Below are 21,555 nucleotides of genomic sequence, written 5' to 3' on the forward strand. Positions count from 1 at the left end.
CGTTCTGAACGCCTCGCCTTCCGTCCTTCCATGACTCACATTGCCTGCTTCGCCGGCGCCTTGGCGCTCTCCGAATTCCGCCAGCAACGTCTTCTGCAGACCCTGCAAGCCATCGACAGTTCGATCGTGCGCATCGATGCGCGCTACGTCCACCTGGTCGCCAGCGCCGAGCCGCTGTCGGGTGACGATGTCGCTCGCGTCGCCGGTCTGCTCACTTACGGTGAACCGGTGCGCGAAGAGCCGGTAGGCGACCAACTGCTGGTGATTCCGCGTCTGGGTACGATTTCGCCGTGGGCAAGCAAGGCCACGGATATCGCCCGCAACTGCGGCATCGATCACGTGCGCCGCATCGAGCGCGCAGTGGAATACACGATTGGCGTGAAGTCGGGCCTGCTGGGCGGCAAGAAGTCGCTCGCCGCCGACGTGCTCGCCCGTGTGGCCGGCGTCCTGCACGACCGCATGACCGAAACCGTCGTCGCGACGCGCAAGGATGCCGAAGCGCTCTTCATCGAACTGCCGGCCAAGCCGCTGCAGACGGTCGACGTGATCGGCGTAGGCCGCAGCGCACTCGAAGCCGCGAACCGCGATCTGGGTCTGGCGCTGGCCGAGGACGAAATCGACTATCTGGTCGACGCGTTCACCACCCTGAAACGCAATCCGACCGACGTCGAACTGATGATGTTCGCGCAGGCTAATAGCGAGCACTGCCGTCACAAGATTTTCAACGCCGACTGGACCATCGACGGCGAGCGCCAGGACCTGACGCTGTTCAAGATGATCAAGAACACGCACCAACTGCACCCGCAGGGCACGGTGGTGGCGTATTCGGACAACGCTTCGGTGATGGAAGGCGCCGAAGTCGAGCGCTGGTATCCGCGCGGTGCCGATGGCAAGTACGGCCGCAGCGTCGAACTGACGCACACGCTGATGAAGGTCGAGACGCACAACCACCCGACGGCGATTTCGCCGTTCCCGGGTGCGTCGACGGGCGCGGGCGGCGAAATTCGCGACGAAGGCGCGACGGGCCGTGGATCCACGCCGAAGTCCGGTTTGACGGGTTTCACCGTGTCGAATCTGGCGCTGCCGGACGCGCGCGAATCGTGGGAAAACGACCGCGATGTGGCCGTGCCGCCGTCGCTGCGCAAGCCCGACGACACCGGTACCGACTACGGTCGTCCGGACCGCATCGCCTCGCCGCTGCAAATCATGATCGACGGCCCGCTCGGCGGCGCTGCGTTCAACAACGAATTCGGTCGTCCGAACCTGGGCGGCTACTTCCGTACGTACGAACAGAATGTGGGCGGTCGTGTGCGTGGTTATCACAAGCCGATCATGATCGCGGGCGGCATGGGCAACATTGCCGCGCAACACACGCACAAGCACGACCTGCCTGCCGGCACGCTGCTGATCCAGATCGGCGGCCCGGGCATGCGCATCGGCATGGGCGGTGGTGCGGCCAGCTCGATGGCGACGGGCACCAACACGGCTGAACTCGACTTCGACTCGGTGCAGCGTGGCAACCCGGAAATCGAGCGCCGTGCGCAGGAAGTCATCAACTGGTGCTGGCGTCAGGGCGAAGCCAACCCGATCCTGTCGATTCACGACGTGGGCGCAGGCGGCATCTCGAATGCATTCCCCGAACTGGTCGACGGTGCAGGCAAGGGCGCTCGTTTCGATCTGCGTCAGGTGCAGTTGGAAGAGTCGGGCATGTCGCCCGCTGAAATCTGGAGTAACGAAGCGCAGGAGCGCTACGTGCTCGCCATCGCACCGGACAGCTTCCCGGCATTCCAGGAAATCTGCCAGCGCGAGCGTTGCCCGGTGGCGGTCGTGGGTGTCGCCACGGACGAGCGTCAACTGAAGCTGGTCGACCCGATGCATCCGGAATCGCCGGACCCGGTCGACATGCCGATGGACGTGCTGCTCGGCAAGCCGCCGCGTATGCACCGTAACGTCACGCGTGTGAAGCACGAACTCCCGCCGGTAGATGTCACCGGTCTGTCGCTGGACGAAGTGGCGCGTGCCGTGCTGCGTCACCCGACGGTCGCGAGCAAGTCGTTCCTCATCACCATTGGCGATCGTACCGTGGGCGGCCTGACGGCGCGTGACCAGATGGTCGGCCCGTGGCAAGTGCCGGTGGCCGACTGTGCCATCTCGCTGATGGACTTCGCGGGCTATCGCGGTGAAGCGATGACGATGGGCGAGCGCACGCCGCTGGCCGTGATCGACGCACCGGCATCGGGCCGCATGGCAGTCGGTGAAGCCATCACCAACATCGCCGCAGCGCCGATTACGTCGCTGGACCAGATCAAGCTCTCGGCCAACTGGATGGCCGCATGCGGCACCGAAGGCGAAGACGCTGCGCTGTTCGACACGGTGAAGGCCGTCGGCATGGAATTGTGTCCGGCGCTGGGGCTGTCGATTCCGGTCGGCAAGGATTCGCTGTCGATGCGCACCAAGTGGGACGACGCTGGCCGCAACAAGGATGTCGTCGCGCCTGTGTCGCTGATCGTATCGGCGTTCGCGCCGGTCGAAGACGTTCGTGGCCATCTCACGCCGCAGTTGCGCTCGGTCGCTGACGCGGGCGAGACGGTCCTGATCGCCATCGATCTGGGACACAACAAGAATCGTATGGGCGGCAGTATCCTCGCGCAGGTGACGCAGCAGATCGGCGATGTGACGCCCGATCTGGACGATCCGGCGGATCTCAAGCGTTTCTTCGACGCGATTCAGAAACTCAACAGCGACGGCAAGCTGCTCGCTTATCACGATCGTTCGGACGGCGGTCTGTTCGCCACGGTTGCCGAAATGGCGTTCGCCGGTCACGTCGGCGTGTCGCTCAACGTCGACATGCTCACGCTCGACGAAGGCTTCGAGTCGGATTATGGCGATGCCAAAGATTGGGCGAAGCAGACCGTCGGACGTCGTGAAGACAAGACACTGCGCGCGCTGTTCTCGGAAGAGCTCGGTGGCGTGATTCAGGTGCGTGCTTCGGAGCGCGACGCTGTGTTGCAGACGCTGCGTGAAGCGGGTCTGTCGTCGTGCACGAATGTGATCGGCAAGCCGAACACGAGCGACGTCATCGAAATCTATCGCGACGCCAAGAAGGTCTTCGGTGCCCCACGCGCCGAACTGCAACGCGTGTGGAGCGAAGTGAGCTGGCGCATTGCGCGTCTGCGCGACAATCCGGCCGCCGCGGACGCTGAGTACGAGGCGCTGAACGACACGAGCGACCCGGGCCTCTCGCCGAAGGTGACGTTCGATCCGAGCGAAGACATCGCGGCACCGTTCATCGCGTCGGGCGCGCGTCCGAAGGTGGCTGTCCTGCGTGAGCAGGGCGTGAACTCGCACCTGGAGATGGCCTACGTGCTGGACAAGGCCGGTTTCGAGGCTTACGACGTGCACATGAGCGATCTGCTTGCGGGCCGTCACTCACTTGAAGCGTTCAAGGGCTTCATCGCGTGCGGCGGCTTCTCGTACGGCGATACACTGGGTGCGGGTGAAGGCTGGGCGAAGACGATCCTGTTCAACCCGTCGCTGGCCGAGCAATTCGCGGGCTTCTTCAATCGCGCTGACACGTTCGCGCTTGGCGTGTGCAACGGTTGCCAGATGATGAGCAACCTGTCGAACCTGATTCCGGGGGCGGCGGCTTGGCCGAAGTTTACGTACAACCAATCGAAGTACGAAGCGCGTCTGACGCAGGTGGAAGTGCTTGATTCGCCGTCGTTGTTCTTCAAGGACATGGCGGGTTCGCAATTGCCGATCGTGATCGCACACGGTGAAGGCTTCGCCAACTTCGGTCAGCAAGGCAACATCGACCAGGCGATTGCGGCGATGCGTTTCGTCGACCATCGCGGTCAGCCGACCGAGCAGTATCCGTACAACCCGAACGGTTCGCCGCGCGGTCTGACGGCAGTGACGACTGGCGACGGTCGCTTCACGGTGATGATGCCGCACCCGGAGCGTGTGTTCCGCACCGTGCAAATGAGCTGGGCACCGGAGCAATGGGGCGAAGACAGCCCGTGGATGCGCATGTTCCGCAACGCGCGCCGCTGGGTGGCTTGACGAGTTGCGCGGTGACCGCGCGCCTCGATTGATGTTGTAAGTCTGAAAGACCGTCTTTCCTGACAAGGGGAAGACGGTCTTTTTACGTCCGGTTCCCATAAACAAAAATCCCGCCGAGTGGCGGGATTTTCATATCGAATTGCAGCGCGACCTTACTGAATCTTGGCCTTCTTTTCCAGGCCTTCGATAAAGCCTTGCAGCTTCTCTTCCTGCATCTGCTGCACCAATTGCGGCTTGACGTCTGCCAACGGTGGAATCTGCGCGTCGCGTACGTCGTCCAGTTCGAGCACGTGGTAGCCGAACTGCGTCTTAACCGGCGTTTGCGAATACTGACCCTTCTGCAGCTTTTGCAGCGCATCGGCGAACTCGGGCACGTAGGCGTTGGCGGGCGACCAGTCGAGGTCGCCACCATTCTGTGCCGAACCCGGATCCTTCGAGTACTGCTTGGCGAGGTCGGCGAACTTCGCGCCGCCCTTGAGCTTCGCGATGATGTCCTTAGCCGTATCTTCGCTCGGCACCAGAATGTGACGCGCGTGATATTCCTTGTCGCCGAACTGCTTCTTCAACTGGTCGTAACGCGCTTGCAGGTCGGCGTCCGTGACCGGCGACGTCTTCCGGAAGTCAGCGATGAGCGCGCGGATCAGCACGCCTTGCTCAGCCAGTTTGAGCTGCTGCTTGACGCCCGGGTCCGTAGCGAGGCCCTTGCTGATGGCTGCCTGCGCGAGCACTTCGCGCTTGACCAGTTCTTCACGCACTTGCTGCTGCAGTTGCGGCGAGTTCGGCTGACCCGGACGGGCCACCTCGCGCAACATGGCGTCGGCGCGGGCCACAGGCACCGGCGTGCCGTTCACGACGGCGACGTTCTGAGCGAGGGCGGGGAGGGGGACGGCGGTCAGCGACACGGCTGCGCCGAGCGCCAGTGCCGTGCGGGCGAGTTTCAATGCCATGCTGTTTTTCCTAACGAATGACGAAGGCAAGATTAATCGACGGGGGACGCGTCGCAGGCTAGTTACGCTTCGCCCGGGGCGAGCGCAACGATGGCGAGGGCGTGAATGCCGTTCTGCATCAAATCGGCTAGCGCATCATACACCAGGCGGTGACGCGCAACGCGGTTACGTCCGGTAAACGCGGCGGAGACGATACGCACGTTGTAATGCCCGCCCGAGGCGGCGCCAGCGTGTCCGGCGTGCCGTGCGCTATCGTTCTCGAGCGCAAACTCGAGCGGGGACAGCGCAGCGGTGAGCCGCGCTTCGATTTGCTGTTCCATGGTCATGGCGGAGGCTTCCTGACAGACGACGTTATTCGTCCTGTTTGATGTACTTCGCGAGCCACAGGCTCTGCACGACGATGAACACGACCATGAGGCCCATGCCGCCGAAGAGTTTGAAGTTGACCCACGTGTCGGTGGAGAAGTGATAGGCGATGACCAGATTGAGCACGCCCATCGCGAGGAAGAAGAGCGCCCAGCTGAAATTCACGGCACGCCACAGATGCTCGGGCAGCGCCATTTGCTTTTCCATCATCGCGCGAATCAGATTCTTGTCGAACATCAGTTCGGCAACGAACAGCGTGACGCCGAAGAGCCAGTAAAGCGCAGTGGGTTTCCACTTGATGAAAGTCTCGTCGTGCAGCAGCATGGTCGCGCCGCCGAACACCACGATGATCGCAAGACTCACCCATTGCATGGGTTCCACCTTGCGGTGGCGCAACCACATCCAGATAACCTGAGCAATCGTCGTGACGATCGCGATGCCGGTCGCAACGTAAATGCCAGCGAATTTGAAGGCGACGAAAAACAGGATGACCGGTAACAGGTCGAAGAGAAATTTCATGAAGTCTCGGCTTGGGGGCTTCGGAGGTTTCCGCCCCCGGCGCAAACCCGCATTATATTTCAAAGGCCCGTGCCGGGAACGGAGAAGCGTGTCGGTTATTTGACGATTTCGATGCGCTTCACGTCGATATCGTTCGGCTTCATGCGGTGGGTGTCCACCTCGCCGATGATGCGTACCAGCGTCTGCGGGGTAATCTGCTGCCCGGTCGGGAGGTATTTGTCGTCGAGTTCGATCTCAATCGAGCCGGAAGCGTCCTGGAACGTGTAGTGCTCGTGCTTGATCCGGTTGACGATGTGCCCCTCGATGACGGCCTCCATATCTTTCGGGGCCTTGAGCGCCTGCTCGACCGTCACGGCGCGCGGCGTGACAGCCGGTACAGCCACGCTGCCTCCGGCCGGCGCGCCGGCCTGCGGCACATTGATTTGCGCATGCGCCGGGGCGCTAAGCATGACGCCGCCGGCAATCAGCGAGGCGGCGACGGCGAGGCTAAGGCGGCGTTCGGATTTCTTGGACATGACATGGGCTCCCAGTAAAAAGTCAGGTGGACGCAAGACTAAGGCCAGAAGTTGCCAATTGCGGGAGAAGGGCGTGAAATTCACGCCGATTCACCGTGATTCAGCGGCGCGTGACCGCCTTTTGAAAGCGGACGCCGTGGCGTCCGCTATGCAGAAGATTACCCTCAATCGTCTTTCGGCTTGTCGGACTCTCCCGCCTTGTCCTCAAAGTTCAGCGATGCCGAGTTGATGCAATAGCGCAGGCCGGTCGGCTGCGGACCGTCTTCAAAAACGTGCCCGAGGTGGGCGTCGCAGTTGTGGCAGCGCACTTCGACACGCACCATGCCGTGACTGTAATCGGCGATTTCGTCGATGCCTGCGCCGTCAATTGGCTTGGAATAGCTCGGCCAGCCGCATCCGGCGTCGAACTTCTCGGTCGACTCGAACAGCGGTGCGCCGCAGCACACGCAGCGGTAAGTGCCGTCCTTCCAGTGATCCCAGTAACGGCCGGTAAAGGCACGCTCGGTCGCCGCGTGGCGGGTGATCTGGTACTCGACATCGTCGAGTTGGGCACGCCATTCGGCGTCGGTCTTTTCCACTTTGCTCATAGAAGTCTCCTGTGGGGCGCCAGCACGGCGTTGGTTGCCGTGCGTCGCATACGTTCAGTCGGGTTCAAAGGGATTCAGCGTGTCAGGAAGCCAATATGGGGACGAAACCTGTCTTTGCAACGCGCGGGTACTCCACGTTAGCGGCGCGCCGGATCCAAAAAAATCAAGACGAGCAACTCACTTCCAACTGACCGGCCCAGTCGGGCGGCAATTCGGCGTAGCGCTCGAATTCGGGTTGTTCGTCATACGGATGCGAAAGCACCTTGAGCAGCGTATCGACCTCGGAGAAGTCCTTCTCATTGGCGCGACGAATGGCCACTTCCGCCAGATGGTTGCGCAAGATGTATTTCGGGTTGACGAGTCGCATTGCTACGGCGCGTTTCGCATCGGTGCTGGCCTCATGGCGCAGACGCGCGCGGTAATCGACAGCCCACGCGTCGAAGCCCTGACGGTCGATGAACATGTCGCGCAGCGGGGCGTCCGCGTCGGGGTTGTCCAGTTGGAACGTCGCCAGTGTGCGGAACAGATGCGTGAAATCGACACGCCCTTCGTGCATCAGCTTGAACAGCCGGTTGATGAGCGCCTCGTCGTCGGCGTGCGACTCGCGCAGGCCCAGCTTGGCGCGCATGCGCAGGTCAATTTCTTCGGCAAAGCGCGTCTTGAAAACGGGCAGCACCGATTTCGCCTGTTCGACGGCTGCTTCGCCTTCGCCGAACAGCGGCAGCAGCGATTGCGCCAGACAGAACAGGTTCCAGTACGCCACGTTCGGCTGCGCCTGATAGGCGTAACGTCCCTGCGTATCGGAGTGATTGCAGATGTGATGCGCGTTAAAGCCATCGAGAAAACCGAACGGGCCGTAATCGATCGTCAGACCGAGAATCGACATGTTGTCGGTGTTCATCACGCCGTGGCAGAAGCCCACGGCCTGCCAGTGCGCCACGAGTTCGGCCGTCGCGTCGCATACGGCGCTCAGCAGGGCGAGATAGGGATTGGCTTCCTCGCGGCAGTGCGGATAGTGGTGATCGATCGTGAAGTCGGCCAGCTGACGCAAGGCTTCGTACTGATCGCCCGCCCAGAAGTGTTCGAAGTGGCCGAAGCGAATGAAACTTGGCGACAGACGCGTAACGACGGCTGCGGTCTCGATCGTTTCGCGGCGCACCGGCGCGTCCGAGCCGATGACGCACAGGGCACGTGTGGTCGGTACGCCGAGGTGAAACATGGCTTCCGAGCCGAGAAATTCACGGATCGACGAGCGCAGCACGGCGCGTCCGTCGCCCATGCGCGAGTACGGTGTGAGACCGGCGCCCTTGAGCTGAATCTCCCAGCGCCCGCCGGGGCCGTCCGATTCACCGAGCAACAACGCACGGCCATCGCCCAACTGACCGGCCCACACGCCAAACTGGTGCCCGGAGTAGACGCTGGCGAGCGGATCGCCGCCGACCAGCGGCGTATTGCCCCCGAACGTGGCAAGGAATTCCGGATCGCGCGCGGCGTCCGGCGACCAGCCGAGCAGACGCGCTGCGTCGGCGGAGAAACCGACGAGGTAGGGCGCGGGGAGGGGCTGGGGCGGCAAGCGGGTAAAGAACTCGGTGCCGAGCGTCGCGAAACGGTTCGCCAACGGTAGCGGTCCGAACGGTTTGAGCGAGGCGGAAACAGTGGCGGAGCGGTCGGTGGCCGGCATTGGGGACGTTCCTGATGGTGAACAAACATTCTACTTGAGGTGTCCGTTGCTTGCTGCCAGCTTGCGTACACTGGCGGGGCGTTGCCCGTGTTGCGCCGCACAAGCGATGAGCGTTGACCGGGCGAGCGTGCACGTCAAGAATGAATTCAAAACATGCCTTTCGGATCGCCGCTTTCAAGCGCTCGCTGTTCAGTCTTTCCATTGTTGTTCCCCGACGTATCCCCGTAATTCCGGTTTTTCCGACTTTTCTGGAGATTCGACGTATGGCAACACCGCTCCTCGGTCAGATGATGGCCGCGCCGCTCCTGATTTCCTCGCTGCTCACCCATGCCGCCCGCCACCATGGCGACACCGAGATCGTGTCGCGCCGTGTCGAGGGCGATATCCATCGCTACACCTGGCGCGACGCCGAGCAGCGCGCGCGTCAACTGGCTCAGGCGCTGCGCCGTCTGGGCGTGAGCGACGGCGAGCGCGTGGGCACGCTGGCATGGAACGGTTACCGGCACCTTGAGCTTTACTACGCCGTCTCCGGTATGGGCAGCGTGGTGCACACCGTCAATCCCCGACTGTTCCCGGAACAGATCGCCTACATCGTGGGGCATGCCGAAGACCGCTACGTCGCGTTCGACATCAACTTCCTGCCGCTGGTCGAAGCCATTGCGCCGTTGTGCCCGGGCGTGCAAGGCTGGATTGCGATGACCGATGCGGCCCACATGCCTGCGTCGAATTTGCCGTTGCTTTGTTATGAAGACCTGATCGCCGCCGAGGACGGTGACTTCGCGTGGCCGTCGATGGACGAGAACACGGCGTCCGGGCTTTGCTACACGTCGGGCACCACGGGCAATCCGAAGGGCGTGCTGTATAGCCATCGCTCGACGGTGCTGCATGCTTTCGGCGCGTCGCTGCCCGATGCCATGTGCATGTCGGCGCGTGACGCCGTCCTGCCTGTGGTCCCGATGTTCCATGTGAACGCCTGGGGACTGCCTTACTCCAGCGCGCTCACCGGCGCGAAACTGGTATTTCCCGGCAAGGATCTCGACGGCAAATCGCTCTACGAACTCTTCGAAGCCGAGGGCGTCACGTTTTCGGCGGGAGTGCCTACCGTCTGGCTCGGGCTGCTGACGTACGTGAAATCGATCGGAGCCCGTTTTTCCACGTTGGAGCGAACGGTCATCGGCGGTTCGGCTTGCCCGCCAGCCATGCTGCAATCGTTCGAAAAGGATTACGGCGTTCGCGTCATTCATGCGTGGGGCATGAGCGAAATGTCGCCGCTCGGTACGTTGTGCCACCTTCGCAAGCATCATCGCGATCTGCCGGAGTCGGCGCAGCAACACATTCTCGAGAAGCAGGGGACGGCCATTTACGGTGTCGATCTGAAGATCGTGGGGCCCGATGGCGAGGCGTTGCCGTGGGACGGCAAAGCATTCGGCGATCTGCATGCGCGCGGGCCCTGGGTGCTCGACCGTTATTTCCGCGCCGACACGTCGCCGCTGATCGACGGCTGGTTCCCGACCGGTGATGTGGCCACCATCGACCCGGAAGGCTACGTGCAGATCACGGACCGCAGCAAGGACGTTATCAAATCCGGCGGCGAGTGGATCAGTTCCATCGACGTCGAGAACGTCGCCATGGCGCATCCGGAGATTCACGAAGCTGCGTGCATCGCGATTCGTCACCCGAAATGGGAGGAGCGGCCGTTGCTGGTGGTCGTGCGCAAGCCCGGATCGACCTTGAGCCGCGAGGACGTGCTGGCGTTCTACCAGGGGCGCGTCGTGAAATGGTGGATTCCGGACGACGTGGTCTTCGTCGATGAGATTCCGCATACGGCGACGGGCAAGATGCTCAAGCTCAAGTTGCGAGAGAAATTCCGCGATTACCAGTCGGCGACGTGACGTTGCCGGAGTGAGGGCAGCGTGCACCGCAGACCGGATCGGAATCTTCCGACTCAGCGGTGCTCGTCGTCCGAAATCCAGCATTGACGCCGTTTTTCGGGCGATCCCGGGCCATTCCGACGGCACGTCCCATCTATAATGTCACCCTGAATTTCCCCCCGATGCGGCGCTTGCGCCGCGTCTTTCATTGGCTTCCCGAAGGAGACGAAGTGCATCTGCTGAGTGCCACCGCCGGCCTCGTGCTGGTGAACGGTGTGAGCTACGGCTTGCTGCTGTTCATGCTGTCCAGCGGACTCACGCTGATTTTCAGCATGCTCGGCGTGCTGAACTTCGCGCATGCCAGTTTCTACATGCTCGGCGCGTACTTTGCTTATGCGTTATCGGGCGTGGTCGGTTTCTGGGCGGCGCTGGTCGTCGCGCCGCTGGTGGTTGGCGCTGCGGGCGCGTTGTTCGAGCGCGTCGTCCTGCGACGTCTGCGCGCGCGCGGTGCTCTGGCGGAATTGCTTGCCACATTCGGACTGGCCTATATCGTGGTGGAGTTGGTGCAACTCGCCTGGGGGCGAGGGCCGGTCGACTACGGCGTGCCAACAGCCTTCGAAGGCGTTCTCGTGCACGTGGGCGGGATTGCGGTGTCGGCCTACCGTCTGTTCCTGATGGGCCTTGCCTGTGCGATTGCGCTGCTCGTCTGGGTAGCGTTTCGTGCGACACGCGCCGGGCTGATCCTCCAGGCGGCGCTCTCGCAGCCGGCCATGACGCAGGCGCTGGGATACGACGTGCCGTCTCTGTATACAGGGGTGTTCGCATGCGGTGCGGCGCTGGCCGCCCTTGCCGGTGCGGCAGGCGGCAATGTGCTGGTGACGGAGCCGGGCATGGCCGCGACGGTGGGCAGCGTGGTATTCGTCGTCGTGGTCGTCGGTGGACTCGGTTCGCTGGGCGGCGCGTTCGTCGCGTCGGTGCTGATCGGGTTGCTGCAAACCTGGGCGGTGACGAGCGACGCGACACTCGATCAATGGTGGTCGCGCAGCGGAGCCGGTGACGCTGCCTCACCCCTTTCGCTTCTGTCGCCCTTGTTGCATCTGAGCGTTGCGCAACTGGCACCGGCCGTCCCCTATCTGCTCATGGTCGCGGTGCTGTTGTGGCGGCCGCGCGGGCTATTCGGCCTGAGGGAGGGGTGATGGACGAGGTGATCGTGAGGGCGCCGCATGCGTCGCATGCGAGTCCTGCGTCGTGGCGCTGCCGGGTCGCCGTGTGGGGAGCCTTTGCCGCCATCCTGTGTGCGGCCCCGTGGTGTTTCCCGTCCGACGCGGCGCTGACCCTGATGACGCAGATGGGGACGGCCGCGATTCTTGCGCTCTCCTTCAATCTGCTGCTTGGCTCGACGGGCCTGCTTAGCTTTTGTCATGCGACTTACGCGGGCATCGGCGCATATGCCGGTGTGTGGTGCATGAATCGCATCGGCATTCAGGGGTTGCCGGTGTCGATGGCGCTCGTGCCGCTCGCGGGGGCGCTGGCCGGGGGCTTAGCGGGCGCCACGCTCGGGTATGTCACGACGCGTCGCGCCGGAATGACATTCGCCATGATCACGCTCGGTGTGGCTGAGCTTGTGTGGGTGATGGCCGCGATGCTGCCCGAGTGGTTCGGCGGCGAGCGCGGCATTCCCACCGACCGCACGCTTGGCGCTGCATGGTTCGGCGTGACATTCGCGACGCAGCGCGAAGTCTATGGACTGGTCGCGTTCTGGTTGTTCATCTCTGCGGGCATGATGTTTGGCGTGACACGCACGCCGCTGGGATTTCTGGCGCGCGCCGTGCGCGACAACCCGGTGCGTGTCGCATTCCTCGGCGAGTCGCCTGCCAGTGTGCGATACCGCATGCAGATCCTCGCAGCAGCGTTTGCCGGGGTGGCCGGTGCGTTGGGCGCAATGAATTTCGAACTGGTGAGCGCCGACACATTCAGTCTGGAGCGCTCGGGTGTTGTACTCGTCTTCACGGTGCTGGGCGGGGTGTCGTATTTCGCCGGGCCGATGCTCGGGGCTGTCGTTGGCGTGTTTGCGACTGTCGTGCTCGCCACGATTACCCGCGCGTGGCAACTCTATCTCGGTCTGGGATTTCTGGTCGTCGTGGTGTTCGCGCCGGGTGGCATTGCGGGCCTGCTGGCGGCGCATTGGCAGGCATGGCGTGAAGGTGCGCTTCGCAAGCTTTGGAAGCCCTACGCAGCCGTGTGTGTGGGCGTCGTGCTGACATTGTTTGCGGGCGTGACGATCATCGAAATGATCTATGACGCGCGCCTTGCCATCGACGGCGTGTCGACCAGCGGTCTGAGCCATCGATTGGGCGTGCGCGCTTGGATGCTCGCTGTCGTTGCGGGTCTTGCCGGTGGGGCCATCCTGACGTTTGCAGGGCGTCGCTTGCGCCGCAAGATCGGCGACGTCTCGGTGTCGGCGGAGGTCTTGTGATGAGCCCATTTGTCATGCGCGCGGATCCGGCGGCGACCCAGGCACAGGCGCTGAGCGTTCGGGGGGTCGGTAAAGCGTTCGGCCGCACCCAGGTGTTGGGTGGTGTCGATCTCACGCTCTCGCCCGGCGAGCGGCTTGCCATCATCGGTCCGAATGGCGCAGGGAAAAGCACGTTGTTCGATGTCATCACGGGAAGAACGCGTCCCGATAGTGGGCGGGTGCTGATGCACGATCGCGATGTGACGGGCCGCCCACCCCACGTCATCAGCAGGCTAGGGTTGTCACGCAGCTTTCAGACGTCGCAATTGTTCGGTCAGATGAGTGTGATCGACCATTTGCGGTGTGCCGGTCTTTGGCCGAGCGGCCATCGTTATACGTTTTGGCGGCGCTTGCGTGGTCTGGACGATGTGACCCGTCGCAGCGAAGCATGGCTCGAACGTCTTGGGCTGGAGGCCCGGCGTGACGTGCCTGCGAGGGCGTTAAGCTACTCGGAGCAGCGTGTGCTGGAGGTCGGCTTGTGCGCGGCATCGGCGGGCGACGTGATGTTGCTCGACGAGCCGACCGCTGGCATGAGCCAGTCGGAGTCGGTGCGCATGGTGTCACTGATCGCCGAGCTGAGCCGAGGGCGCTCGCTGCTCATGATCGAACATGACATGCAGGTCGTGTTCTCGCTGGCCGACCGGATCGCGGTGCTGGCGCGGGGTGTCGTGATCGCATGCGATACACCGGACCGGATTCGTACGCATCCCGACGTACGGATGGCGTACCTCGGGGAATTCGCTGACAGATTCGACGTCGATGCAACGAGCGAGGGACACGATGCTTGAGTTGATTGACGTCAGAGCCGGTTATGGCGGCAGTCGCGTGTTGCACGGCGTGACGATGCGGGTCGCACCGGGCGAGATCGTGGCGGTGCTTGGGCGCAATGGGGCGGGGCGCTCCACGCTGGCTCGCGCCATCATGGGGCAGGTGGCGCGCGAGGGAGAGATCCGCTGGCAAGGGCAATCGCTGAGCGCACTGGCGTCACATCATATCGCCAGACTGGGCATCGGCTACGTGCCGGAGACGCGGGATGTCTTCGGACCGCTGACGGTGCTCCAGAATTTGCAGCTTGGCCAGCGTGTCGTTAGACACCGGAATCGCGCGGGTGTGTCCGACCGGACAATGACGGTTGCGCAGGCCTTTGAGCGCTTCGAGGAGCTAGCACCGCGTCGTGATGCACCGGCCGCCTCGCTATCGGGTGGTGAGCAGCAATTGCTTTCTCTGTGCCGGGCCATGATGGCCGGGCCGGATTTGTTGATCGTCGACGAACCGACCGAGGGACTTGCGCCGCGTGTAGTGGCTCGCATTGGACGGATTCTCACGGATCTGCGAGCGACGGGCGTCGCCATTTTGTTGATCGAACAGAAACTCTCGCTCGCGCTGAGTTGTGCGCAGCGCGTTGCCGTCATGGGGCGCGGAGCGCTGGTTTTCGAGGGCACTCCGGAGGCGCTTGCGGCCGCGCACGAGATCCGTCGCGAATGGCTTGAGGTGTAGCGCTGCGCTAGAATCGGGCGATCGTCTTGCCGCAGCTTGCGGGATCGCGGCGCCCCCAAACGACGCCAACACTATAAGGAAAGAGACAAGGATGAGCACGGCTTATGAGGTTCGTGACGGCGTGGCCGTCATCACATTGGAGAATCCCCCGGTCAACGGCCTGGGTCATGCAACGCGTGCTGGCATTGCGCAGGGACTGGCGCAAGCCCAGGCGGATGCGCAGGTGCGCGCGATTGTGCTGATCGGCAGCGGAAAGGCCTTCTCCGGTGGAGCCGATATCCGTGAGTTCAATACGCCGAAAGCCACACAGAGTCCGCTGCTCGTTGACGTGATCAATGCGATCGATGCGTGCACCAAACCGGTCGTCGCGGCGGTGCATGCGGTCGCCATGGGCGGTGGTCTGGAACTGGCGCTCGCCTGCCACTATCGCGTGGCGTTGCCGGGCGCGCAAATTGCCTTGCCGGAAGTGAAGCTGGGCTTGCTCCCGGGGGCAGGCGGCACGCAACGCCTGCCGCGTGCTATCGGCGTTGCGCGTGCGCTCGACATGGTCGTCACGGGGCGCGTCGTGAAGTCAGAAACGCTCGTCGGTACGCTTTTTGCTGATGTTTTCGAGGGCAATCACGACGATTTGCTGGCGGGCGCCATCGCGTTCGCCAGTGACGTCGCTGACGCCGGGAATGCGCTGCCGCGACTGCGCGACGTCGCAATCGAAGACACCGACGGCTCCGCTCAATCGGCTATCGACGCCGCACGAGACAAAGTGCAGCGCGAGCAACCGCATTTTCCGGCACCGCATAAGTGTGTGGCGGCAGTCGAAGCGGCGTTGCAGCGTCCGTTCGACGAGGGCGTCAAATTCGAGCGTGAGTGTTTCGTCGCACTGGTGAGTTCGCCGGAATCGAAGGCGCTGCGTCATGCGTTTCTCGGTGAGCGCGCGGCCGCCAAGATTGTGGACGTGCCCGACGATACGCCGGTGCGCAGTATTGAACGCGTGGCCGTCATCGGTGCGGGAACGATGGGCGGTGGCATTGCGATGACGTTTGCCAATGCGGGCCTTCCCGTCACGCTTGTGGATACGACTGAAGCCTCGCTGGCGCGCGGCGTCGAGGCCATGCGCAGCAACTACGCCCGGGCCGTCACGCGCGGCAAGCTGTCGGCCGATGAGGCGCAAACGCGGCTGGCACGCATTCACGGCAGTACCGATTTCGCATCGGTGGCCGACGCCGATCTGATCGTCGAAGCAGTTTTCGAAGATCTGGCGATCAAGCAGGTCGTTTTCCGCGAACTGGACAAAGTCGCGAAGTCGGGCGCAATTCTGGCATCGAATACCTCCACGCTGAATCTCGATGTACTGGCGGAAACCACTTCGCGCGCGGCGGATGTCATCGGGATGCATTTCTTCAGCCCGGCGAACGTCATGCGTCTGCTCGAAGTCGTGCGCGGCGCGCATACAGGCAAGGATGTGCTTGCGACCGTAATGAAGCTCGCTAAGCGTATCGGCAAGCTCGCCGTGGTGGCGCGCGTGTGCGACGGCTTCATCGGCAACCGTATGCTCGAACCGTATTTCAAGCAATCGCAGTGGATGGTCGAGCAAGGCGCGACGCCTGCGCAGGTGGATGCAGCCATCGAGCGTTTCGGTTTCGCGATGGGGCCGTTCCGGACGAGCGATCTGGCGGGCAACGACGTCAGCTGGGCGATTCGTAAACGCCGTCACGCCGAGCAACCGGGGATCGTGTATCCGAAGATTGCCGACGTACTTTGCGAAGCGGGGCGCTACGGTCAGAAGACGCACGCCGGCTGGTATGACTATGCCGAAGGTGATCGTACGCCGCGTGAGTCGGCGAAAGTTGCGCAAATGCTCGAAGACTATCGCAAGACGAACGGCATTACGTCGCGCGTGTTTTCGGACGACGAGATCGTCGATCGCCTCGTGTACGCACTGGTGAACGAAGGCGCCAGAGTGCTGGCCGACGGAACGGCGGCGCGCGCGTCGGACATCGACATGGTGTACCTGAACGGCTATGGCTTCCCGCTGTGGCGCGGTGGCCCGATGCTCTATGCCGATACGGTCGGGCTCGATAAGGTGCTCGCACGTGTGAAGGCATTCGAAAGTGGCGAGCACGGCGAGGACTGGGTACCCGCGGCTCGACTGGTCGAATTGGCCGAAGCCGGGAAGCGTTTCAACGGCTAAGGAGAGGGGCAGAACATGAAGCCAATGGATGAAGTGTTGCTCGTGATCGACGCGCAGAACGATTTCATGCCGGGCGGCGCGCTGGCGGTTCCGCATGGGGACGAGGTGGTCCCGGCGATCAATGCGTTGGCGAGTCAGTTCGCTCATGTCGTGATCACACAGGACTGGCATCCGGCGGCGCACGTGTCGTTTGCAGACAATCATCCCGGACGTCAACCGTTCGAAACGATCACGTTGGCGTACGGGGAGCAGGTGTTGTGGCCGACGCATTGTGTTCAGAACACACAGGGCGCAGCTTTACATGCGGATTTGCATATTCCGCATGCGCAGGCGGTGGTGCGCAAGGGCTATCAGGCTAGCGTCGACAGCTACTCGGCGTTTCTGGAGGCCGACCGCAAGACACCGACGGGCCTTGCAGGCTATTTGCGCGAGAAGGGCGTCAGGCGGGTGCATTGCGTGGGACTCGCGACGGATTTCTGCGTCGCGTGGAGTGCGCTCGACGCCAAAGCCGGAGGCTTCGATGCGTGTGTGATCGAACACGCGTGCCGCGCCATCGACCTGAATGGTTCGTTGGCCGCAGCATGGGCGGCATTGGCCGCCGCAGGCGTGTCACGTGAGTAGAAGTGAGTAGACGCGGGTGGTCGCGCTTCGGCGCGATCGTAGGTGTAGCGATGAAAATCAGACGTCGCGCCGCATGGGCGAGGTCGTTAGTTGAAGACAAGACGATGGACAAGTTTTACCGTGAAGGCCAATGCGCCCGGAGTTTCCGATGAGTGCGCTGACGATTCGTTCGGGATTTATCGATCATCTGGGCATCGAGTTGTTGCGCGCCGAGAACGGCGAGTCGGAGTTACGTCTGGACTTGTCGGCCAAGCATCTGAATAGCTGGGAGGTGATGCACGGCGGCGTCACGATGGCGCTGCTCGATGTTGCGCTGAGTACTGCAAGCCGTAGCGTCGCACCGGAAGGTACGGGTGTCGTGACCATCGAAATGAAGACGAGCTTCATGCAGCCCGGTTCGGGTGAAATGCGTGCGTTCGGCCGATTGCTGCATCGCTCGACGACGATGGCGTACTGCGAAGGTGAGGTGCGAGATGCCAACGGCAAGCTCGTCGCCAAGGCGATGGGCACGTTCAAGTATCTGCGCCGTCTGGCAGTTGGACGCGAAGTGCACGAGCAACGTCGACCGGGCGAGCCCAGTGGGGACTGAGGTTTCGCGACGCAACCCGATCGCGCGGTCAGGTCACTCGTTTACGTAATTCATGCATGTCACTGATGCGGAGGAAGTCACATGACGATCAATCGCCAGATTTTGTTGGTCTCCCGCCCGACGGGGGAAGCCACGCTCGACAATTTCCACCTTGCCGCCCCTGAGCTACCGGAGCTTGGCGACGGGCAGGTGCTGGTGCGTAACTTCTACCTTTCCCTCGATCCGTACATGCGGGGCCGGATGAGCGACGCCAAGTCGTACGCACCGCCGCAGCCGCTCGATACGGTGATGATCGGTGCGACCGTGGGCGAGGTGATCGAGTCGCGAAATCCGGACTGGCAACCGGGGGATGCCGTGACGGCTATGTTCGGCTGGCAAGAGTATGGTATTTCGGACGGCAGCAATCTGCGTCGTCTTCACGATACGAGCATTCCGATGAGCGCTTATCTGGGGGCCGCTGGCATGCCGGGGGTGACAGCCTGGTACGGTCTGAACCGGATCATTGCGCCGAAGGCGGGCGAGACGGTCGTGGTGAGCGCGGCATCCGGCGCGGTGGGTAGCGTTGTAGGGCAGTTGGCCAAGCGGGCAGGATGCCGTGTGATCGGCATCGCCGGTGGCGAGCAGAAGTGTGCGTACGTCGTCGAGACGCTCGGCTTCGACGCGTGTGTCGATTACAAGGCGGGCAACGTCTACGAAGCATTGCGTAACGCGGCGCCCGACGGCATCGACGGATACTTCGAGAACGTGGGAGGTGAGGTGTTCGATGCGGTGATGCGCAACCTCAACGCGCATTCGCGCATCGCACTGTGCGGCATGATCGCGGGGTACAACGGCGAGCCGATTCCGATGAAGTACCCGTCGCTGTTGCTCACGCAACGTGTGAAGCTCGAAGGCTTCATCATCATGGAACACCTGGACATCTGGCCGCAGGCGCTCAAGGAACTGACCGAAGCGATCTCTGCCGGTGAGTTGCGTTACCGCGAGTCGATGACGCAAGGTATTGAGAGTGCCCCCGCCGCATTCCTCGGATTGCTCAAGGGCGAGAACTTCGGCAAGCAGATCGTGCGACTGGTGTAAGTCCCCGATCGAGTGGCCGGATGACAGAGGCTTGCGGACCGGTGACTTCGTCAGGGCGCCTTCGGTCAGGCGCGGTTGACATCGAACCGGTAGTGCCGAAGATCGCGCAATTCGCTCGCAGGTTGCGACGGCGAGACGGTTGACTCGGTCACTTCGATGACACCGTCGCGGTGAAAACGCAGCAACGTCGTGCAACGCGTTCCGTAGGCGGGCGATGCGATGAACGCCGCCGAGAGCTTTTTTTCCCAGTCATGCGTTACCCCCGTTTCAGGCAGTGATTCGTCGGCGGCTTCGGCGGCGTCGCGCATGACTTCCATGAGGGCGAAGTCGTCGGCACCGTTCTCCAGCGCGTCGCGTAGCGCATTACGTCGACTCACCAGCTTGGGCCACGGCGTGTCCAGAAGCGCGTTCGATAGTCCGTGAAAGCCCGGTGCGATCACGTGGGCCACTGGCAGAGACGTTCGGCTTCCTGCTCGTTCCGCAGTCCGCGCATCTCCGGCCTGCGTCTCCCGATTCCCCAACCAAAACAACTTACCCGCGGGCAAATCGCCCGCAAGCAGGTTGAAGCCTGCGTATTCGTGGGCGTGCTTCTCGACGCGTGCCAGATCGTCGTCGAATGCGGTCGCGTCGAGCATGGCAGACACCAGCAGGCCGCGCGACGGCGAGTCCTTCGGTGTCATTGGTGCCCGGCCGTCACGGAAGTTGGTCAGGGCGGCGAAACGTCCCGCACGATTGACACCCATCCACGTTCCGCCGCCGCGCAGATCGCGCCCGGCAAGCACATCGGGATGATCGGACCACCAATGTAGCGGCTCGGCGGCGCGCTCGAAGAATTCGTCGCGATTGGCGAGCAAGATCAGCGGGGTGGCGGCGTCGGGTTGCCAGGAGAAGACGATCAGGCACATGGGGAAGCGGGCGCCGGCATATCGACGAAGCATTCGACATGGCGTTCGCCTTCGAGCAACGACGCTAGACCAGATTCGACGACCATTTGCGGCAGCGCCTCGACGAACGCGGCATCGACGGCGTCGTATCGCTCCATCCAGGTCGCGCCGCCCTTGGCGACATCGTTGTCTGAGACGTCGGCGCGCCATTGAATGCGGCCGGAAACGCCGAAGCGCCCGGCCGTCAACGCAAAGAGACGGGCGACAGCGTCACGGGCGGCAGCGGTCTGCGTGATCGAGACACGGTAGTAGACGTAACAGTCCATCGGCGCTGGCCGTAGGGGCAACTCAGGAAGCAGCGGCCGACGGCGCCGATGATGCAGGCGCCTCCGTCGGATCGATAATTTCGTAAGGCAGCTCACCGAATACCAGCGCCGGGCCGTCGACCTTGCCCAGGCGGACATCGTCGGCTTCGCGCGCAGTGAGTTTCAGCTCGACGAGGACGTCATAACCGCCACTTGGTGCCGGTGCAGCCAGCACGACCATGCCGCAAGGCTGTTCGGCATCGCTCGTTTCGACCAGTTCCTGGCCCGGCGCAGGCAGCACGCCGTCAACATGGGCCAGATGAAGCCGACGCTTGATCGTGCCGCGATACTGGCTGCGCGCGACGACTTCTTGCCCCGGGTAGCAGCCCTTGCGGAAGTTCACGCCGCCAACGACTTCCCAGTTGATCATCTGCGGTACGAACTGTTCTTGCGTTGCCGTAGTGACACGGGCCACGCCGCTTTGCACGTCGAGCCAGGCCGCGAGCGTCGGGTCGACGGCGACCACGCCGTCCGTGCCGACAAGCGAGTTCCAGACTGCGGCGGCCTGCGCGACCGGCACGCTCCAAAGGAAGCGGGAGAGCGAGCGAGCCGTACCGGCGTCGGGCAGACGAATCAGGCTGGTGCCGTTGCCGGGCGCGTCGCCCATGGTGGCATGTGCGGCTGCCAGCGCGGCGGCGGGCAGCGACGCGAACGTCCGCGACAGCACGGCTTCAACGGCCGGGCCACCGACTTGCAGCAGGACATGCGTGGCGGTGCCGTCCGTCAGTTTCGCCTTCGCGCGCAGCACGAACATCGACAGACGTTTCTGCACCGCGGCCTGCACGGTGGCGTCGCTGGCGAGATAGATCGTCGCGTCGGGCGACGTGTCGCGCCACATCAGGAAGGTCGCGAGCAGGCGTCCCTTGGCCGAGCAATAGCCCGCCAGACGTGCCTGCACGGGCGACAGACGTTCGACGTCGCTGGTCAACTGACCGTGCAGGAACGTGGCCGCGTCGGCACCGTTCACGGCGATGAGGCCGGTGTCGCTCGCCAGGGCGACGAAGCTGCCCGTGCGCAACGCATCGAACTGTGCGGCACGTGCATCGGACGAAATATCGGAAGGAGAAGCGGCTGCCGCTTGCGGCAGAAGATCACGCCATGTGGAGGTCATAAACGAAAGTGCCTGTCAATCTGTGAGGGTTCGGCAAGTCAAAGTATTATATTGGGTCTTCCGCCAGGACGTGCGAGCCCGGTTCGACGCGCAAAATGCGCCCCCCGACACCGTTGCCGCCACGCGCGTCCGGCAGACGAGTCCCCCGAACCCGCTGTCG

General features: G+C 63.1%; 19 protein-coding genes and 1 pseudogene. 11 read left to right on the plus strand and 9 right to left on the minus strand.

The window, feature by feature from the left end; genetic code table 11:
* Nucleotides 1-30 precede the first annotated feature (30 nt).
* Entirely contained in the window at nt 31-4,062 is a 4,032-nt protein-coding gene (gene purL, locus NA29_RS10400) for a phosphoribosylformylglycinamidine synthase (protein WP_039397984.1), read from the plus strand.
* Between the two features lie 152 nt (nt 4,063-4,214).
* On the opposite strand, the gene NA29_RS10405 is transcribed toward purL, so the two are convergent.
* The 6 genes from NA29_RS10405 to NA29_RS10430 all read right to left on the minus strand — a co-directional run bounded on the left by NA29_RS10405 (nt 4,215) and on the right by NA29_RS10430 (nt 8,677).
* Complete coding sequence (locus NA29_RS10405; protein WP_039397986.1) at nt 4,215-5,009, minus strand: peptidylprolyl isomerase; 795 nt, start codon at nt 5,007-5,009, stop codon at nt 4,215-4,217.
* Between the two features lie 62 nt (nt 5,010-5,071).
* Complete coding sequence (locus tag NA29_RS10410; protein WP_039397988.1) at nt 5,072-5,335, minus strand: BolA family protein; 264 nt, start codon at nt 5,333-5,335, stop codon at nt 5,072-5,074.
* A gap of 25 nt (nt 5,336-5,360) precedes the next feature.
* The gene (locus NA29_RS10415) at nt 5,361-5,894 is read right to left on the minus strand and encodes a septation protein A (RefSeq protein WP_039397990.1); all 534 of its coding nucleotides are present in this window, start codon (nt 5,892-5,894) and stop codon (nt 5,361-5,363) included.
* Between the two features lie 95 nt (nt 5,895-5,989).
* Nucleotides 5,990-6,409 carry a NirD/YgiW/YdeI family stress tolerance protein gene (locus NA29_RS10420; protein ID WP_039397992.1) on the minus strand — a complete coding sequence of 140 codons (420 nt, stop codon included), beginning with the start codon at nt 6,407-6,409 and terminating at the stop codon, nt 5,990-5,992.
* A 164-nt stretch (nt 6,410-6,573) separates the two neighbouring features.
* Complete coding sequence (msrB, locus tag NA29_RS10425) at nt 6,574-6,996, minus strand: peptide-methionine (R)-S-oxide reductase MsrB (protein WP_039397994.1); 423 nt, start codon at nt 6,994-6,996, stop codon at nt 6,574-6,576.
* A 163-nt stretch (nt 6,997-7,159) separates the two neighbouring features.
* The gene (locus NA29_RS10430) at nt 7,160-8,677 is read right to left on the minus strand and encodes a protein adenylyltransferase SelO (RefSeq protein WP_039397996.1); all 1,518 of its coding nucleotides are present in this window, start codon (nt 8,675-8,677) and stop codon (nt 7,160-7,162) included.
* A gap of 263 nt (nt 8,678-8,940) precedes the next feature.
* Here NA29_RS10430 and NA29_RS10435 point away from each other — a divergent pair, with 263 nt between their 5' ends.
* From NA29_RS10435 to NA29_RS10475, 10 genes and pseudogenes are all read left to right on the plus strand, one after another.
* Nucleotides 8,941-10,569 carry a 3-(methylthio)propionyl-CoA ligase gene (locus NA29_RS10435; RefSeq protein ID WP_039397998.1) on the plus strand — a complete coding sequence of 543 codons (1,629 nt, stop codon included), beginning with the start codon at nt 8,941-8,943 and terminating at the stop codon, nt 10,567-10,569.
* A gap of 278 nt (nt 10,570-10,847) precedes the next feature.
* On the plus strand, nt 10,848-11,744 hold the full coding sequence (locus NA29_RS10440; RefSeq protein ID WP_231965177.1) for a branched-chain amino acid ABC transporter permease: 897 nt from the start codon (nt 10,848-10,850) through the stop codon (nt 11,742-11,744).
* Nucleotides 11,744-13,024 (plus strand): branched-chain amino acid ABC transporter permease, encoded by a 1,281-nt coding sequence (locus NA29_RS10445; protein ID WP_052252808.1) that lies wholly within the window; start codon nt 11,744-11,746, stop codon nt 13,022-13,024. Before NA29_RS10440 ends, NA29_RS10445 begins: the two co-directional genes overlap by 1 nt.
* Before the next feature lie 110 nt (nt 13,025-13,134).
* Nucleotides 13,135-13,530: pseudogene (locus NA29_RS26635) on the plus strand (ATP-binding cassette domain-containing protein); the annotation flags it as partial.
* Between the two features lie 147 nt (nt 13,531-13,677).
* Entirely contained in the window at nt 13,678-13,851 is a 174-nt protein-coding gene (locus NA29_RS26640; RefSeq protein ID WP_442756987.1) for an ABC transporter ATP-binding protein C-terminal domain-containing protein, read from the plus strand.
* A complete protein-coding gene (locus tag NA29_RS10455; RefSeq protein WP_039403020.1) occupies nt 13,844-14,560 on the plus strand; it encodes an ABC transporter ATP-binding protein in 717 nt (238 codons plus the stop codon). The genes NA29_RS26640 and NA29_RS10455 overlap by 8 nt, the downstream gene beginning before the upstream one ends.
* A 91-nt stretch (nt 14,561-14,651) precedes the next feature.
* Nucleotides 14,652-16,748, plus strand: coding sequence for a 3-hydroxyacyl-CoA dehydrogenase NAD-binding domain-containing protein (locus NA29_RS10460; protein ID WP_039398000.1), 2,097 nt, complete (start codon nt 14,652-14,654; stop codon nt 16,746-16,748).
* Between the two features lie 15 nt (nt 16,749-16,763).
* Entirely contained in the window at nt 16,764-17,369 is a 606-nt protein-coding gene (gene pncA, locus NA29_RS10465; RefSeq protein ID WP_039398002.1) for a bifunctional nicotinamidase/pyrazinamidase, read from the plus strand.
* 148 nt (nt 17,370-17,517) lie between these two features.
* Complete coding sequence (locus NA29_RS10470) at nt 17,518-17,958, plus strand: PaaI family thioesterase (RefSeq protein ID WP_039398004.1); 441 nt, start codon at nt 17,518-17,520, stop codon at nt 17,956-17,958.
* An 81-nt stretch (nt 17,959-18,039) separates the two neighbouring features.
* Complete coding sequence (locus tag NA29_RS10475) at nt 18,040-19,035, plus strand: NADP-dependent oxidoreductase (protein WP_039398006.1); 996 nt, start codon at nt 18,040-18,042, stop codon at nt 19,033-19,035.
* A gap of 65 nt (nt 19,036-19,100) precedes the next feature.
* Here the strand turns inward: NA29_RS10475 and NA29_RS10480 are convergent, their stop codons facing one another.
* From NA29_RS10480 to ygfZ, 3 genes are read right to left on the minus strand one after another with little or no spacing between them, the layout of a single operon-like run.
* Nucleotides 19,101-19,940: an NRDE family protein gene (locus NA29_RS10480; protein ID WP_052252812.1), complete on the minus strand. Its 840-nt coding sequence runs from the start codon at nt 19,938-19,940 to the stop codon at nt 19,101-19,103.
* Nucleotides 19,931-20,245 (minus strand): DUF4936 family protein, encoded by a 315-nt coding sequence (locus tag NA29_RS10485; RefSeq protein WP_039398008.1) that lies wholly within the window; start codon nt 20,243-20,245, stop codon nt 19,931-19,933. The genes NA29_RS10480 and NA29_RS10485 overlap by 10 nt, the downstream gene beginning before the upstream one ends.
* Nucleotides 20,246-20,267: 22 nt before the next feature.
* Entirely contained in the window at nt 20,268-21,395 is a 1,128-nt protein-coding gene (gene ygfZ / locus NA29_RS10490) for a CAF17-like 4Fe-4S cluster assembly/insertion protein YgfZ (RefSeq protein ID WP_039398010.1), read from the minus strand.
* Between the last annotated feature and the right edge of the window lie 160 nt (nt 21,396-21,555).

The sequence above is a fragment of the Pandoraea sputorum genome (genome assembly GCF_000814845.2).
In the GTDB taxonomy this organism is placed as follows: Bacteria; Pseudomonadota; Gammaproteobacteria; order Burkholderiales; family Burkholderiaceae; genus Pandoraea; species Pandoraea sputorum.

Coding starts and splice junctions, on each gene's coding strand:
- purL (WP_039397984.1), top strand. CDS start 31: ATGACTCACATTGCCTGCTTCGCCGGCGCCTTGGCGCTCTCCGAATTC.
- NA29_RS10405 (WP_039397986.1), bottom strand. CDS start 5,009: ATGGCATTGAAACTCGCCCGCACGGCACTGGCGCTCGGCGCAGCCGTG.
- NA29_RS10410 (WP_039397988.1), bottom strand. CDS start 5,335: ATGACCATGGAACAGCAAATCGAAGCGCGGCTCACCGCTGCGCTGTCC.
- NA29_RS10415 (WP_039397990.1), bottom strand. CDS start 5,894: ATGAAATTTCTCTTCGACCTGTTACCGGTCATCCTGTTTTTCGTCGCC.
- NA29_RS10420 (WP_039397992.1), bottom strand. CDS start 6,409: ATGTCCAAGAAATCCGAACGCCGCCTTAGCCTCGCCGTCGCCGCCTCG.
- msrB (WP_039397994.1), bottom strand. CDS start 6,996: ATGAGCAAAGTGGAAAAGACCGACGCCGAATGGCGTGCCCAACTCGAC.
- NA29_RS10430 (WP_039397996.1), bottom strand. CDS start 8,677: ATGCCGGCCACCGACCGCTCCGCCACTGTTTCCGCCTCGCTCAAACCG.
- NA29_RS10435 (WP_039397998.1), top strand. CDS start 8,941: ATGGCAACACCGCTCCTCGGTCAGATGATGGCCGCGCCGCTCCTGATT.
- NA29_RS10440 (WP_231965177.1), top strand. CDS start 10,848: ATGCTGTCCAGCGGACTCACGCTGATTTTCAGCATGCTCGGCGTGCTG.
- NA29_RS10445 (WP_052252808.1), top strand. CDS start 11,744: ATGGACGAGGTGATCGTGAGGGCGCCGCATGCGTCGCATGCGAGTCCT.
- NA29_RS26640 (WP_442756987.1), top strand. CDS start 13,678: ATGCAGGTCGTGTTCTCGCTGGCCGACCGGATCGCGGTGCTGGCGCGG.
- NA29_RS10455 (WP_039403020.1), top strand. CDS start 13,844: ATGCTTGAGTTGATTGACGTCAGAGCCGGTTATGGCGGCAGTCGCGTG.
- NA29_RS10460 (WP_039398000.1), top strand. CDS start 14,652: ATGAGCACGGCTTATGAGGTTCGTGACGGCGTGGCCGTCATCACATTG.
- pncA (WP_039398002.1), top strand. CDS start 16,764: ATGAAGCCAATGGATGAAGTGTTGCTCGTGATCGACGCGCAGAACGAT.
- NA29_RS10470 (WP_039398004.1), top strand. CDS start 17,518: ATGAGTGCGCTGACGATTCGTTCGGGATTTATCGATCATCTGGGCATC.
- NA29_RS10475 (WP_039398006.1), top strand. CDS start 18,040: ATGACGATCAATCGCCAGATTTTGTTGGTCTCCCGCCCGACGGGGGAA.
- NA29_RS10480 (WP_052252812.1), bottom strand. CDS start 19,940: ATGTGCCTGATCGTCTTCTCCTGGCAACCCGACGCCGCCACCCCGCTG.
- NA29_RS10485 (WP_039398008.1), bottom strand. CDS start 20,245: ATGGACTGTTACGTCTACTACCGTGTCTCGATCACGCAGACCGCTGCC.
- ygfZ (WP_039398010.1), bottom strand. CDS start 21,395: ATGACCTCCACATGGCGTGATCTTCTGCCGCAAGCGGCAGCCGCTTCT.